12 protein-coding genes are annotated in these 15662 nt (G+C 62.2%); 4 read left to right on the top strand and 8 right to left on the bottom strand.

Annotation, left to right across the window (positions count from 1 at the left end; translation table 11 throughout):
- Positions 1-71: 71 nt before the first annotated feature.
- From ACRECS_RS08330 to groES, 3 genes are all read right to left on the bottom strand, one after another.
- On the bottom strand, positions 72-5120 hold the full coding sequence (locus tag ACRECS_RS08330; protein WP_431582496.1) for a hypothetical protein: 5049 nt from the start codon (positions 5118-5120) through the stop codon (positions 72-74).
- A gap of 436 nt (positions 5121-5556) precedes the next feature.
- Positions 5557-7203: a chaperonin GroEL gene (gene groL, locus ACRECS_RS08325; RefSeq protein ID WP_187762375.1), complete on the bottom strand. Its 1647-nt coding sequence runs from the start codon at positions 7201-7203 to the stop codon at positions 5557-5559.
- A gap of 52 nt (positions 7204-7255) precedes the next feature.
- The gene (gene groES, locus ACRECS_RS08320; RefSeq protein ID WP_183109307.1) at positions 7256-7543 is read right to left on the bottom strand and encodes a co-chaperone GroES; all 288 of its coding nucleotides are present in this window, start codon (positions 7541-7543) and stop codon (positions 7256-7258) included.
- 185 nt (positions 7544-7728) lie between these two features.
- Here groES and ACRECS_RS08315 point away from each other — a divergent pair, with 185 nt between their 5' ends.
- Complete coding sequence (locus ACRECS_RS08315; RefSeq protein ID WP_431582495.1) at positions 7729-8058, top strand: hypothetical protein; 330 nt, start codon at positions 7729-7731, stop codon at positions 8056-8058.
- Positions 8059-8118: 60 nt separating this feature from the next.
- Positions 8119-8553, top strand: a complete 435-nt coding sequence (locus ACRECS_RS08310) for a nuclear transport factor 2 family protein (protein ID WP_431582494.1) — start codon at positions 8119-8121, stop codon at positions 8551-8553.
- Between the two features lie 9 nt (positions 8554-8562).
- On the opposite strand, the gene ACRECS_RS08305 is transcribed toward ACRECS_RS08310, so the two are convergent.
- Both ACRECS_RS08305 and ACRECS_RS08300 read right to left on the bottom strand, forming a co-directional pair.
- Positions 8563-9972 (bottom strand): MATE family efflux transporter, encoded by a 1410-nt coding sequence (locus ACRECS_RS08305; protein ID WP_431582493.1) that lies wholly within the window; start codon positions 9970-9972, stop codon positions 8563-8565.
- Between the two features lie 33 nt (positions 9973-10005).
- Positions 10006-10584: a hypothetical protein gene (locus tag ACRECS_RS08300; protein WP_431582492.1), complete on the bottom strand. Its 579-nt coding sequence runs from the start codon at positions 10582-10584 to the stop codon at positions 10006-10008.
- 196 nt (positions 10585-10780) lie between these two features.
- Here ACRECS_RS08300 and sppA point away from each other — a divergent pair, with 196 nt between their 5' ends.
- Together sppA and ACRECS_RS08290 are read left to right on the top strand one after the other, a co-directional pair.
- Positions 10781-12658 carry a signal peptide peptidase SppA gene (sppA, locus tag ACRECS_RS08295; RefSeq protein ID WP_431582491.1) on the top strand — a complete coding sequence of 626 codons (1878 nt, stop codon included), beginning with the start codon at positions 10781-10783 and terminating at the stop codon, positions 12656-12658.
- Positions 12655-13215 carry an N-acetyltransferase family protein gene (locus tag ACRECS_RS08290; protein ID WP_431582490.1) on the top strand — a complete coding sequence of 187 codons (561 nt, stop codon included), beginning with the start codon at positions 12655-12657 and terminating at the stop codon, positions 13213-13215. Before sppA ends, ACRECS_RS08290 begins: the two co-directional genes overlap by 4 nt.
- 48 nt (positions 13216-13263) lie before the next feature.
- Here ACRECS_RS08290 and ACRECS_RS08285 read toward each other — a convergent pair whose 3' ends face one another.
- The 3 genes from ACRECS_RS08285 to ACRECS_RS08275 all read right to left on the bottom strand — a co-directional run bounded on the left by ACRECS_RS08285 (position 13264) and on the right by ACRECS_RS08275 (position 15327).
- Positions 13264-13764: a DUF2314 domain-containing protein gene (locus ACRECS_RS08285; RefSeq protein ID WP_431582489.1), complete on the bottom strand. Its 501-nt coding sequence runs from the start codon at positions 13762-13764 to the stop codon at positions 13264-13266.
- Between the two features lie 287 nt (positions 13765-14051).
- The gene (locus ACRECS_RS08280) at positions 14052-14681 is read right to left on the bottom strand and encodes an acetyltransferase (RefSeq protein WP_431582488.1); all 630 of its coding nucleotides are present in this window, start codon (positions 14679-14681) and stop codon (positions 14052-14054) included.
- 13 nt (positions 14682-14694) lie between these two features.
- On the bottom strand, positions 14695-15327 hold the full coding sequence (locus ACRECS_RS08275; RefSeq protein ID WP_431582622.1) for a trimeric intracellular cation channel family protein: 633 nt from the start codon (positions 15325-15327) through the stop codon (positions 14695-14697).
- Positions 15328-15662 lie beyond the last annotated feature (335 nt).

Below are 15662 nucleotides of genomic sequence, written 5' to 3'. Positions count from 1 at the left end.
GCGGCTGCGGGTAAAAATTGGTTAATGAATATTCACCAGGGGACGGGTGCGGATGACCTTGATCGGGTCGATCACGGCACGACGAGGAAGTCCGCGCTGGTGATATTGGCAGGATGGTTAGAGAGCGTCGCGAAGACGATCGCCGCACCCGCGCCCGACCCGTCGGCATCATAGGACAAATTGCCGGTCGCTGCATCGTACAGGATATGCTGGCCGGCAGTATTGGCAGGTCCGTTGCTGAATGCGCTGGCGCCCAGCGTCCCCAGTCCAAGCCCCGTGAAGATCGACTGGTCGAGCTCGATCCGGTCAGTGCCATGGACGAAGTCAGTGATCGTATCGACATTGGTCGCACCGAGCGCTGTGCCGAACACGAAGGTGTCGGCGCCGCCAAGGCCGGTCAGCGTGTCGGCACCGAGCCCGCCGTCGAGCCGGTTACCGCCGACATTGCCGCGCAGCATGTTGGCGAATTCATTGCCGGTCAGGTTGATGAAGCCGGTCCCGGCGTCGTTGACCGTCGCCAGCGTTTCGATCTCCTGCCCGGCCCGCAGTGTATAGGCCCTGGCGGCGAGCACGGTGTCGTTGCCGCCATTGATCAATTCAAAAACCTGGTCGCCCATCACATCGACATAATAAGTGTCGTCGCCAGCCCAGCCCTGCATCACATCGACACCCACGCCGCCATCAAGAATGTTCGCTGCCTCATTGCCGCCGAGAATATTATTCCCTGCGTTGCCAGTCGCATTGATCGCGGCAGTGCCGACCAACGTAAGGTTTTCCACCGAGGTCAAAGCACTCAAGGAAAAGCTCACTGAGCTCTGGACGCTGTCTATTCCCTCGCCATCGAGCTCGATCACGCGGTCCAGGCTGTTATCGATCATGTAAAGATCATCGCCTGCGCCACCATACATTCGGTCACCGCCAAGGCCCCCGATGAGCGTATCCTGTCCGGCGCCACCATAGAGCGTGTCGGCCCCCGCATCGCCCCGCAACGTGTCATTACCGCCGAGACCACTGAGGATATTGTTCCCGGCATTACCCCAGATGATTTGCGTAAAATCATTGCCGGTCAGATCGATGGCGAGTTGATTCGAGGGGAACTGATCCAGGGCGAAGAGCTCTTCGATCTCCTGGCCTGCCGCCAAGGTGTAGGATGCGGTCGTATAAACGCGATCATTGCCTTGTCCTGCCGCTTCGAAGACCATGTCGCCCGCGTTATCGACGTAATAAAGGTCGCCGTCAGCGCCACCGTACATCTGGTCGCTGCCTGCACCTCCGATCAAACGGTCGCTGCCGGCGCCGCCATACAGGACATCATTGCCGCCGGCACCGTCGAGCAAGTTCGCTGCGGCATTGCCGTTCAAGACATTGGCGAGAGCATTGCCCGTGGCATTAATCTCCGCAACGCCGGTCAAAGTGAGGTTTTCGAGCGCGGTCGTCAGCGAGAAGCTGACCGAACTTTCAACCGTATCGATGCCCTGGCCATCGAGTTCGATGACCTGATCGCCGATATTGTCGACGACATAGCTGTCATTGCCCAGACCGCCCGACATCCGGTCAATCCCGGCACCGCCGTCGAGCCGGTTGCCGCCGGCATTGCCGCGCAGCATGTTGGCGAATTCATTGCCGGTCAGGTTGATAAAGCCGGAACCGGCGTCATTGACCGTCGCCAGCGTCTCGATCTCCTGCCCGGCCGCCAGCGCGTAGCTTCGCGCCGCGAGCACGGTGTCGTTGCCGGCGCCGACTGCTTCCAGCACAACATCCTCGGCGAGATCGACATAATAGGTGTCATCACCCCCACGCCCCTCCATCCTGTCGATACCCACGCCGCCATCGAGCACATTTGCCGCGGCATTGCCGACGAGCAGATTGCTCAATGCATTGCCGGTGCCGTTAATCGCCGCAGTGCCATTCAAATAAAGTTCTTCGACCGCACCGCCCAGTGTGAAACTCACCGATGCCAGAACGCCATCCCGACCCTCACCATCGAGCTCGATCACGCGGTCCAGGCTGTCATCGACGAAATAAAAGTCATTGCCCACGCCGCCGTAAAGGCGATCACCGCCGAGTCCCCCCTCCAGCAGATCGTCACCTTCGCCACCAATGAGCGTGTCGGCACCGCCATAGCCATATAGCTGATCATCGCCACCAAGGCCGGTCAGAATATTGCTCAATCCATTACCGATGATGGTTTGTTTATATTCATTACCAGTCAGGTTGAGCGGCAGAATCGATTCAGTTGATACTATTAGCTCTTCGATCTCCTGCCCCGCTGCCAAAATATATGACGCGGTTGTTTGAATGGAATCATAGCCCTCGCCAGCGGCTTCGAAAGCCAGATCGCGCGTATCATCCAAAACATAAAGGTCGTTTCCACGCCCCCCATATAATTGATCGATGCCCGCGCCACCGATCATGCCATCATTGCCATCGCCACCGGACAACCGATCGTCCCCCGCACCGCCGTCAATTCCATCATTACCGCCGCCGCCTTCGAGTATGTTGCTACCCGCGTTGCCAGCCAGATAATTACCGAATTCATTGCCGGTCAGATTGATTGAGGTGACTGCCGCCCGATCAGTCGTTACCAGATCCTCGATTTCCTGGCCGGCCGCCAACGCAAATGATGTACTTGAATATACAGTATCATAACCTGCGCCCACGCCCTCCAGGACGCTATCCGCAGCATTGTCGACATAATAAAGATCACCACCCTGGCCGCCCTCCATCCGGTCGGCACCGATGCCGCCATCGAGGATATTCGCTGCCGCATTGCCGATCAGGATATTGTTCAGCGCGTTGCCGGTGCCGTTGATCATTGCGATTCCGGTTAGCGTGAGGTTTTCCACCTCGGGGGCGCTTGCGAGCGAGAAACTGATCGAGCTTTCGATCATATCCGTCCCGCCGCCGCTCAGTTCGGTGACCTGATCCCCGACATTGTCGACGACATAGGTATCGTTGCCGAGCCCACCGGCCATTTGATCCGCACCAAGCCCGCCATCGAGCCGGTTGCCACCGGCATTGCCGCGCAGGATATTGTTGAACTCATTGCCGGTCAGATTGATGAAGCCGGACCCGGCATCATTGACCGTCGCCAGTGTCTCGATTTCCTGCCCGGCAGCCAGTGCATAGCTTCTTGCGGCAAGCACCGTGTCGTTGCCGCCACCGGCCGCCTCCAGAACAACATCCTCGGCAGCATCGACATAATAAGTGTCGTTGCCCGCGCCGCCCTCCATCCGGTCGATACCGGTACCACCGTCGAGGATATTGGCGGCGGCATTGCCGATCAGGATATTGGCCAGCGCGTTGCCGGTGCCGTTGATTGCGCCGATGCCGGTGAGCGTCAGATTCTCCAGCGCGCTCAAGCTGACAAAGGAAAAGCTCACTGAGCTTTCGACCGTATCAATGCCTTCATTGGCATTTTCGATCACCCGGTCCAGGCTGTTGTCGAGGATATAGCGGTCATCGCCCGCGCCACCGTAAAGCCGGTCGCCGCCCGCGCCGCCGTCGAGCACATCATTGCCGTCGCCGCCGTACAGCGTGTTTGCCGCGACGTTGCCCCGCATGTTGTTGTTCAGCGCATTGCCCGTGCCGTTGATCGCCGCAGCGCCGGTCAGCGTCAGATTCTCGACCGCGCCCAGGGTGGCGAGTGAAAAGTCGATTGAGCTTTCGACTGTATCAGCACCTTCGCCATCCTGCTCGACGATCTGGTCGCCGGAATTGTCGACGATATAGCGGTCGTCGCCCGCGCCGCCGGAAAGCTGATCGGCACCGCCGCCGCCGTTCAGCATATCGTTGCCGATCGATCCCATGAGGACATCCGCCACCGAACTGCCCGTGAGCTGGTCATCGCCTGCGCCGCCATTGACGGTAACCGAGCTTTGGCCGGCGCTCACCATATCGTTGCCGTCTCCGGCATCGATCGTCAGCATGGTGGCCTGCGTTGCGATATTCAGGCGATCCCCGAAGCTGGTGCCGCGAAGATAGGTAAAGTCCTCAAAGTTGACGATCCTCCCACCGGCGTACACGAATGGTGTTGCCCCGGTGATGCCCTGGCTGGAAAAATCCACGCCAGTGCTTGCGCCGGCCAGCGACAAGCGCAGCGTGTCGAAGCCCGTGCCACCATCGGCATCATCCCCGATGCCGATCCCAATCAGGTCATTGCCTTCACCGCCGTCGATGACGTCGTGTTCAGTGCCTAAATCATCGTCGGGGGTCAGGGAGTTGAGAAGGCTGCCGGCCGAGCCAATCGTGTCGGTACCCGAGCCTCCGGTCAGGCGGTCGGCGCCCTCGCCCCCATAGATCGCATTACTGTCCCGGTTGTCGACCGAAGCGCGGATTTCGTCATCGCCGCTCTCGCCGGAGACCAAGCCATGATAATCGCTCGACTGGAGGATGATCAGATCGTTTCCGCTGCCGCCGTAAGCGCTGCTGCGTGCATAGATCGTATCGTTCCCGGCGCCACCATAGGCGGTCGAGAAGGTATTGCCGGTATAAAGCGTGTCATTGCCATCATCGCCCCACACCCCAACGAGATACTGGCTGCCACGACCATCAACGATATCGTCCCCGTCACCACCGAACATGCTTCCGGTAAAATAGCCGGCGGTCATGGTATCGTTCCCGCCCATGCCCATCAGCGCGCCAAACTGGCTATAGCCTCCCCCAAGCGATCGGCCGTCGATCGTATCGGCGAAATTGCTGCCTTGAACCAGGCTGATATTCTCTATGCCGGTGATCGTGGCGCCGCCGATGACTTGCGTTGCCAGGCCCCCGTCAAAGGTGATGCCAGTCGGCGCAGCCAGAAAGCTGATATGGAGATAATCGCCATAGACGCCGTCCGCCCCGCCATCGACGCTGTCGCCATAGCCGGCAAAGATCCAATCAGATCCATCACCACCGCGCAACGTGTCGCGCTCGCTTCCCGAATCGATGATCGGCGGAACGAAGGTTACGGTGCCGTAATAGGGAAGGTTGAAGGCCGGAACCACATCCGCCGAATAAAGATAATCGTCGCCATTGCCGCCATCCAGAATATCTGCTCCGGCGCCCCCCGACATGACATCATGGAATCCATCGCCGATAAACACGTCATCACCAGCGCCGCCAACGTAATCAACCATGTCGACTTCCCACCCAGAATGCCAAACGTTGGCCGTCTGCGATTGATTCTGCAAGAATTAACGCAGTCTCTTTTCAAGATCGGATGACAAGCGATCGCGATCGGCATCTCAGATCTTCAACGCGCGCCGGATCACGGTACGGCAAGAAAATCCGCGCTGATGAGGTTGGCGGGATGACGGGCGAACATGGCGAAGACAATTGCCGCACTCGCTCCCGAGCCATCGGTAGCCAGGACAGCATACCAATCGCGGCATCGTACAGAATATGCTGCCCCGTGATGGCAGCAGCCGGGTCTTTGCCGGACGTTCCTCGGTTCCGGACACAGATAAGGCCGGAGGATTGCTCCCCCGGCTCTTCTTTTGCGTTAGTCGGTGTTTGGCATGAGCCTTGGGCGAGACCTGATTGAGCTTTCACTCAATCAGGCCGCCTTTTGGCTTAGAAGTCCATGCCGCCCATGCCGCCCATGCCGCCACCGCCGCCCATGGGCATGGCGGGCTTGTCTTCCGGCAGCTCGGACACGGCGGCTTCCGTCGTGATGAGCAGGCCAGAGACCGAGGCTGCGTCCTGCAGCGCGGTGCGAACGACCTTGGTCGGGTCGATCACGCCGGCTTCGACGAGGTTCTCGTACACGTCGGTCTGAGCGTTGAAGCCCTGGTTCGGATCATTGCCCTCAAGCAGCTTGCCCGAGATCACCGCACCGTCATGACCGGCATTCTGCGCGATCTGGCGGACCGGCGCGTAGAGCGCCTTGCGGACGATATCGATACCGCGGGTCTGGTCGTCATTCGCACCCTTCAGGCCTTCGAGCGCCTTGGTTGCGTAAAGGAGAGCCGTACCACCACCGGGGACGATGCCTTCTTCGACCGCTGCGCGGGTTGCATGGAGAGCGTCATCGACGCGATCCTTGCGCTCCTTCACTTCGACTTCGGTCGAACCGCCAACCTTGATCACGGCAACGCCGCCGGCGAGCTTGGCAAGGCGCTCCTGGAGCTTTTCCTTGTCGTAATCGCTGGTGGTGTTCTCGATCTGCTGACGGATCGCATCGGTGCGGCCCTTGATCGCTTCATGGTCGCCAGCACCATCGACGATGGTGGTGTTGTCCTTGTCGATCGTGACGCGCTTGGCGGTGCCAAGCATGCCGACGGTAACGCTCTCGAGCTTGATGCCCAGGTCTTCCGAGATCATCTCGCCCTTGGTCAGGATCGCGATGTCCTCGAGCATCGCCTTGCGGCGATCGCCAAAGCCAGGCGCCTTGACCGCAGCGACCTTCAGGCCGCCACGCAGCTTGTTGACGACGAGCGTGGCCAGAGCCTCACCCTCAATGTCTTCCGCGATGATCAGCAGCGGGCGACCCGACTGAACGACGGCTTCCAGGATCGGGAGCATCGCCTGCAGGTTCGACAGCTTCTTCTCATGGATCAGGATGTATGGGTCGTTCAGTTCGACCGACATCTTTTCCGGGTTGGTGATGAAGTAAGGCGACAGATAGCCGCGGTCGAACTGCATGCCTTCGACGACATCGAGTTCGAATTCGAGGCCCTTGGCTTCCTCAACGGTGATCACGCCTTCCTTGCCGACGCGCTCCATCGCTTCAGCGATCTTCTCGCCGACGACGGTGTCGCCGTTTGCCGAGATGATGCCGACCTGAGCGATTTCCTTGGTGCCCGAGACGGGCTTCGAGCGAGCCTTGATGTCCTTGACGACTTCGATGACCGCAAGGTCGATGCCGCGCTTCAGGTCCATCGGGTTCATGCCGGCCGCAACCGACTTCATGCCCTCGCGAACGATCGCCTGAGCGAGAACGGTCGCGGTGGTGGTGCCGTCGCCGGCCACATCGTTGGTCTTCGAGGCTACTTCGCGCAGCATCTGCGCACCCATGTTCTCGAACTTGTCCTTGAGCTCGATTTCCTTGGCGACGGTGACGCCGTCCTTGGTGATGCGCGGTGCGCCATACGACTTGTCGATGACCACGTTGCGGCCCTTCGGCCCAAGCGTGACCTTCACCGCATCGGCGAGGATGTCGACGCCGCGCAGAATGCGTTCGCGCGCGTCACGCGAAAATTTTACGTCCTTGGCTGCCATGTGAGGCTACCCTTTCAATGTAAAAGTTGGAAAATCTGAAGAGGCGAAAAAGTTAGCCGACGATCCCCAGGATATCGGATTCCTTCATGATCAGCAGGTCTTCACCGTCAACCTTGACCTCAGTGCCCGACCATTTGCCGAACAGGATCTTGTCGCCGGCCTTGACGTCGAGCGGCGTGATCTTGCCGTCATCGGCGCGGGTGCCGGTGCCGACGGAGACGACTTCGCCTTCCTGCGGCTTTTCCTTGGCGGTTTCCGGGATGATGATCCCGCCTGCCGTCTTCTCTTCCGCTTCTACCCGGCGGACGAGGACGCGGTCGTGCAACGGACGAAAGTTCATGCGCGATAGCCCTTCTAGTGGTGATGATCTGAATCGTTGTTAGCACTCTTACGAGTCGAGTGCCAGCACGGCGCATATGTGGAGCCGGCACGCGATCGTCAACCACCCTGCGACGAAAAGCCCGATCGACAGGGGGAGCATCGTTCAATAGCGTCACTCGAGCTGTTCAGCCCGGGAGATTGGCCATGTTGTCGTTGTATCTTCTTGCGTCAGCCATGGCCGCGACAAGCCCCGCAGCACCTGCCGACACGGGCACCCTCGCGGCGATCGAAGCAAGGGCTGAAGCTCTTCCAACCTATAATTTCGATATGTTTTGCCGGAAACTTTCTGGCGGTGACTTTGAAAAAGATGTGAAATGCGGCGAGCAGGAAGGCGCTGCCTATGCGACGCTTGAGAAAATATGGGCGTCCGTCCCGGAGGAGCGCAAGATCGAGTGTCACAATGCCGCTTATGATGCCGACACCGGCGCAGGCTCTTATGCCCTTCATTTGCGCTGCATAGAAAAGAGGGAATAGTGCGCAGATAGCGTCACCCAGCCCTTAGGAACTTCCACTATATAGCCCGGGAGATTGGCCATGATGTCGATATACCTTCTTGCGTCGGCCATGGCCGCGACAAGCCCTGCCGCGCCAGCGGATGCGGCCACCATCGCGGCGATAGAGGCAACCTGTTTCGACTATATCGATGGCCAGCTGGAAGGCGCGCCCGACCGGGTCGCGCGGTCGCTCCACCCCGATCTCGCCAAGCGCGCGGTGATTGGCGACACGCCTTATGAACGGCTGGGTCTGCGCCGCATGACCAAGGAAGAATTGGTCAACCTGACGAAGAATGGCGTGCTCAAGACACCGCGCGAGACATGGAACCGGTCATGCCGGGTACTCGACGTCACCGACAGCGCGGCATCGGTGCGCCTGGAAACGCCCTGGTTCGTCGATTACTTCCATATGGGTCGCTTCGACGGCAAATGGATCATCGTCAACGCGCTCTGGTACAGCAAGCCGAAGAAATAGCGCGCGGTGCTAGCCCGGCAATAGCCCCAGCCGCCCTCGCGCCGACCACCGCCACAGCAGCATCACCGACACCGCGAGCAACCCGGCCCCAAGCCCGAGCCAGATTCCGACGCCCTGCAGATGGAAGGTGAAGCCGAGCAGGATCGCGGTGCCGAACCCGATCACCCAATAACCGAATGCGGCGATCAGCATCGGAATGCGCGTGTCCTGCACCCCGCGTAAAATGCCCGCCGCGACCGCCTGTGCGCCGTCGACCAGCTGGAACAGCGCGGCGACGGCAAGATACTGAAGCGCCAGCGCCACGACCACCGCATTGGCGGGCGCTTCGGCATCGATATAAGCGCTGATGAACAGCCGCGGCAGCGTCCAGATCGAGGTCGCGGTCACCGCCATGAAGCCGATCCCGACGATCAGCGCGACACGGCCGGCGCGCGAGATCCACAAATGGTCGCGCGCGCCATACGCCATGCCGACCCGGATCGTCGCCGCCTGTGCGACGCCGAACGGCACCTGGAAAGCGACCGCGGCGATATTGAGCGCGATCGCATGCGCGGCGACTTCGGCAACGCCGATCAACCCCATCAGGATCGCCGCGCCGCCGAACAGCGCGCCCTCGAACGTCCAGGTCAGCGCAATCGGCACACCGAGCCGGACGATCTCGAAGAAGCGCGACCATTCAGTGCGCCACCACCGCCCGAACAGCCGGTAGCGGCGCAGCGTCCGATCGCTGATCAGGATCACCATATAGGACAGCATCATCACAGTCATGGTCACGACCGTGGCGATTCCCGATCCTTCCAGGCCAAGCGCGGGGAAGCCGGCATTGCCGAACACCAGGCACCAATTGCCGATGATCGCGGTCAGCAGCGCCAGCGCGGTGACCAGAAAGGCCCAGCCGGGCCGCCCCAGCGCCGCCGCGGTGGTGCGCATCACGGCAGCCGCGATGCCCGGAATCAGCGCGAACAGCGTGATATCGAGGAACGCCCCTGCGCGCCGCGCGACGGCAGGGTCCTGTCCCGCCGCGAGCAGCAATGTCTCGCCATGCGCCAGCACGAGCAGGAACGGCAGCGTACCGAGGATCGCCAGCCACAGCGCCATGCGGAACGACCGCCGGACTTCGCGCACGGCATGCGACCGCCGGCCAAGTTCTGCGGCGATGATCGGCGCAGCGGCGCTGGTCAGGCCGATCAGCGCGAACATGGTGACGTTGAACATGAACACGCCGAGCGTCGCGGCGGCGAACTCGACCGTGCCGAGCCGCGCGACAAAGATCACGTCGACTCCCGCAACGCCCATCTGCAGCAGATTCGCGCCGACCAGCGGCCCGGCGAGCCACAACAGCGCGCGCAGTTCGCTCCGCATTGAGTCAGGTGCGCCGAAGCTCCCGGTTGGGGAGGGATCGGCGGAGGAGAATGTCATGTCGTCGCCTAAAGGAGTGAAGCTGAGCCCTTGCTAGGCAATTTGCTCGATACGGCATTGCTGGCAGAGCGGATATGCCTCCAGGAAAGGGGTCAGCCGGCCGCGCATAGCCTGAAACCCGGTGCCATACATGTACAGCGCGGTCTCCTCCGGCCCCTGCCAGTGACTGCTGACCTCGCCAATGCCCTCCAGCAAGCGCTGGCACTCCGCATAGACATGGTTGGAGTCGTAATTCTCATAGACATCGTCAGGCAGATCGGTGCCGTTGAGATACAGCGCCAGCCCCTCCTGCACGCCGAAATCGATCTGCCGCCCCTGATCCGGCACGAAAATGCGCGACCCCTTTGGCGCGAGCATTGCCTCGAGCGTCCTGGCGACGGTGTCGATCAGCGCGTCGGACAGAGTATCCAGCTCAATCTCGATATCGCACTCGCTCACTTCCCCATTGTCGGCCATCAACGTCCCGCCGCCGACCACCCGGACACCATAGCCGTGCTTGGCCATGGCATCGTCCAGTGCATCCTCGATATCGGCGCGGTGAATTGGCTGCAGGCGCGCATTCAACGTCGCCACGATGATGGACGGCTTCTTCTTCTTGAAGATGTTGAACATGGAGTGCCTGCCGGATCAATGGATGTCGGGCCGGCTTATATGATCCTGCCTCGCCAAGTCCATCGATCGGGACTGCGCGATGACTGCGTCCGGCAACGGGACCCTTATGACACGGTCCGTATTGCTGAAACCACACACGCCGGGCTAGATGGCCCGCGATGGCGGGTGATCCGCGCCGGCAACGGAGACTGCAGACGTGAAATTGGTTCGAGGCGCCTGGAAGATCCTGGTCGGCATCAAGGACGCGCTGGTGCTTGCCGCCATGCTGTTGTTCTTCGGCATATTGTTCGCCGCGCTTGCCGCCAAACCCAGCCCGGCAACGATCCGCAACGGTGCGCTGGTGCTCGACCTGAACGGCTCGATCGTGGAACAGCCGGCCGAGGTCGATCCGGTAACCGCGTTCGCCGGCGGCAGTGCGCCCGTCAATGAATTCCGCCTGCGCGACCTGGTGCGCGCGCTCGACACGGCAAAGGACGACGACCGGGTGAAGGTCGTGGTACTCGACCTCGACAGCTTTACCGGCGGCTATCCGGCGGCGCTGAACGAAGTCGCCGAAGCGGTCCGCCGCGTCCGCGACGCCAAGAAGCCGGTGCTCGCCTATGCCACCGGCTATACCGATGCCGGCTATCGCCTCGCCGCCAATGCGAGCGAGATCTGGATGAACCCGATGGGCGGCACGCTGTTCACTGGCCCGGGCGGCAGCCAGCTTTACTACAAGGGGCTGATCGACCGGCTCGGCGTCAATGCGCACATTTACCGCGTCGGCAAGTACAAGTCGTTCGTCGAACCCTATACGCGCAGCGACCAGTCGCCCGAGGCGAAGGAAGCCAGCAAGGCGCTGTACGGCGTGATCTTCGACCAATGGAAACAGGCAATCGCCAAGGCCCGACCCAAGGCGAAGTTCGACCCCTTGCTGATGACCCCCGATGCCGTGGTCGGCGCGGCGCAGGGCGATATCGCCAAGTCGAACCTCGACGCCGGAATCGTCGACAAGCTTGCCCCGCGGATCGATTTCGACAAGCGCGTGGCCGAGATCGCCGGCAGCGACGCCAACAAGCCGGCGGGCAATTTCAACACGATCAAATATGCCAATTACCTCGCCGCCAATCCATTGCCGACCAGCGGCGACGCGATCGGCGTGCTGACCGTCGCGGGCGAGATCATCGACGGCAAGGCCAATGCCGGGACCGCCGGCGGCGACACCATCGCCAAGGCGGTACTCGACGGGCTGGCCAAGAAGAAGCTCAAGGCTTTGGTCGTGCGGGTCGATTCGCCGGGCGGGTCGGCGCTGGCGTCGGAAACGATCCGCCGCGCAATCCTCGAGGCCAAGGCGCAGAAGCTGCCGGTGGTCGTCTCGATGGGCTCGGTCGCGGCGAGCGGCGGCTATTGGGTCGCGACGGCGGGCGATGTGATCTTTGCCGAACCGACCACCATCACTGGTTCGATCGGCATTTTCGGGATCATCCCGACCTTCGAGAACACGCTGGCCAAGATCGGCGTGACGTCGGATGGGGTGCGCACCACGCCGATGTCGGGTCAGCCCGACGTGGTCGGCGGCACCACGCCGGAGGTCGACCGGGTGCTGCAGGCCGGGATCGAGCATGGCTATCGCCAGTTCCTGACCCGCGTCGCCGGCGCACGCAAGCTGACGGTCGAACGCGTCGACGAAATCGCGCAGGGCCGCGTCTGGGATGGCGGAACCGCGCGCCAGCTCGGCCTGGTCGACCGGTTCGGCACGCTGAAGGACGCGATCGACGAAGCGGCCAAGCGCGCCAAGCTCGACCCGGCCAAGGTCCATGCCGTCTATCTCGAAAAGGAACCCGGATGGCTGGCAAAGCTCGCCGCGCAATGGGGCGGCGATGAGGATGAAGAGGAAGCGGGCGGCGATGTGTTCGCGCGCATCAGCGGCGACCGCAAGGCGGTCTTCGCCCGTGCGGTCGGCGACATGCAGCGACTGACCCGGACATCGTCGATCCAGGCGCGCTGCCTGGAATGCGTCGGCATGGGCCCCGCCCTGCCGAGCCGCGACGATCTGCGCGTGATGGACCTCCTGCTCGCGCGGTTCACCAAGTGATCGGGATCAGAGCCGCACGGCCGGAAGACGCCGCCGCCATTGCCGCGATCTATGCCCCGCACGTGCTGACCGGCACTGCGTCGTTCGAGATCGAGGCGCCCGACACGCGCGCGATGCGCAATCGGATGGCGGCGTCGGACGGGCTGTATCCGTGGATCGTCGCGACCAATGGCGATGAGGAGGGCGGCGTGATCGCCTATGCCTTTGCCTCGCGCTTCCGCGACCGCCCGGCCTATCGTTATGTCGTCGAAACCTCGATCTATGTCGCCGGCACGGTGCAGCGCCACGGCGCCGGACGGCTGCTCTACGAAGCGCTGATCGACACGCTGCGCGCGCAGGGCTTCACTCAGGCGATCGGCGTGATCACGCTGCCCAATGAAGGGTCGATTTCGCTGCACGAGGCAATCGGCTTCCGCCGCGCGGGCGTGTACCGCGAGGTCGGCTACAAGAACGGCCAGTGGATCGATGTCGGCTTCTGGCAGCGCGAGTTGAACGACGCGACGGTGCCACCGGTCGAGCCGAAGCTGTTCAGCGACGTGGGCGTGGTGCGGATCTGAGGCCGCCACCCGGCAGCCTCACCGACCGAGCCCTTACCAACCGGGCCCTTACCAACCGAGCGCGGCGCGATATTCCTTCGCTTCGGCGGGCGGCATACGATCGATCAGGACGCGTGTGGTGTAATGCCCCTGCATCTGCTCGCCCTTGCGATATTGCCAATCGATGATGTCGGCCTCGTTGATCTTGACCGACTGACCAAGCGCATAGCCAGGGGCCTCCGGCGTATTGCCGAGCACTCCGACAATGCCGTTCGCATCGCGTTTCGATACCGATGCCCAGATATATTCGGCGGCCGGCCCCGGCAGGAGATCGAATTTCACTGAGAACATCGTCTCATCGGCGGCGGGTTTTGCCTGATGCTGCCAGAATTCCGGCAATGTCCGCTGTCCTTCCCGCTTGGCGGCTTCCATCGCGGCATCGTCGGTCGCGACCTTGACCACCTCGTCCTTGACTGCCGGCTTCTCATCCTGCCGAACCGGATTGGAACAGGCTGCAACCAGACCAGTGGCCAGCATCGCCATCAGCATATTGAGTCTCGGATTTCGCATCATCAGGCCATGGTGAGGCAATGACCGTTCCGGCGCAAGAGCGTCAGCGCCGCCCGCGACACACCGGCAAGGGATGACATGCCAGATCCTGCATCATTGCTGAATCGTCGCCGGCGACAGAGCCATGGAGACGAGCGGCGGGAGATATGGGACACCGGTAGTGTCATATCTTCCGCTGGGGTCTCGGCGGGTAATTTATATAATATAACTATATATCATATACTTATGATGAAGGCGACCTCGGGTGACCCCGAGCGCCATCGGGGCAGGCGTCGCGCCGGCCGAGCCTACCGCCTCAGCTCTCGCGCCGGATTGCCCGCAACAACGGCGCGTGCGCCGACATCGGCAATGACAACGGCGCCGGCGCCAATCACCGCGTCTCGCCCGACGTGCAGTCCCTGCAGGATCGACGCATTGAGCCCGATGAATACGCCCTCGTCGATCTGCACGGCGCCGCCAAGTCGAGCCCCCGGGCTGATATTGACATGGTCTGCGACACTACAATGGTGATCCACACTGGCGGCGTGATTCACGATGCAGGATCGACCCAGCCGGGCCAAAGGTCCGACAATCGCTCCCGCCAATACAACGCTTCCCCACCCGATCGCAGCGGAAGGGGATATGATTGCGCCCGGATGGATGATCGTCTGGAGGCTCGCTCCCTTTCGGTCGAGAGCGTCCGTCACAGATTTGCGTCTGGCATTTGACCCGGAGGCAACGACGAAAGATGCGTCGTGCGACAGCACCCCATTTTCCAGCATTTCAGGCCCGCCAAGATATTTACAATCCAGGACACTTGGCGGGGCGCCATCGTCGATCGTGACAAACCCCGCCACGACAATCCCGGAGAGCCTCGCCGCCTCATACACCACGGCAGCGTGCTGTCCGCTCGATCCAGCGACTATGACGACCTGCATTGCTGCTCCATTCCTAGCGCCGCCCGCGATACGCCGGCAGGGCAAGGCGGAAATGGATGGCGGCAGCCCGGAGCGCGAACCCTGCCGTCGCGGCGATCGTCGCGGCGACAGCGACCGGCGCACCGATCAGCACCAGGCCGATATAGAGCGTCGAGGCGAGTGCCGCCGCCGTCACATAGAGCTCGGGCCGCATCAGGATCGACGGCTCGCCCGCCAGCACATCGCGGATGATGCCGCCGACGCAGGCGGTGACGACGCCCATCAGCACCGCGGGAACCGGGGGCGCACCATAGCCCAGCGCCTTGGCCGCGCCGAACACGGCATAGGCGGCGAGCCCGACCGCGTCGAACCAGTCGAGCGCCGCGCCCTTCCACCAGCGTTCGGGCGTCGCCCAGATCACGAAAGCGACGAGCAGGCACACCGCGGCATAGCGGCTATCCTGCATCCAGAAGACCGGCGCGCCGATCAGCAGGTCGCGCACCGTGCCGCCCCCGACCCCGGTGATCAGCGCGAAGAAGGCGAGCGTGACCATCGTCTGCCCCCGCTTCGCCGCGGCAAGCGCGCCGGACGCGGCGAACACGGCGAGGCCGGCGATATCGAACCAGGGGGCGAAGTCGGGCAGGACATGCGTAGCGACGGGGAGCATTTGGAGGGGTGTAGCGAAATTGATGGCTTTCGCGAAGATGGCGATGACGATCGCTCTCCCCTTCGTCACCCCGGACTTGTTCCGGGGTCCACCGTGCCGCAAATCCGGAAAGCTATCGTTTTGCGGCTCCGTGGACCCCGGAACAAGTCCGGGGTGACGGTGATACTGCAGGGACAGCCGCGCAACCCAACGTGCCGGACCGGATGGGGCCCAAACGCAAATAGGGGCCGGCATTGCTGCCGACCCCCTGTCGCCGGACTTCGATCCGCTTGGCAGTCCCGAAAGAATGCCCGCGCCTTCTGGTTTCGGCGGCACGCTCCCCCTGCGCCGCGAAC

Source organism: Sphingomonas sp. (genome assembly GCF_050725575.1).
In the GTDB taxonomy this organism is placed as follows: Bacteria; Pseudomonadota; Alphaproteobacteria; order Sphingomonadales; family Sphingomonadaceae; genus Sphingomonas.
This window is presented reverse-complemented; position numbering and strand designations above follow the sequence as displayed.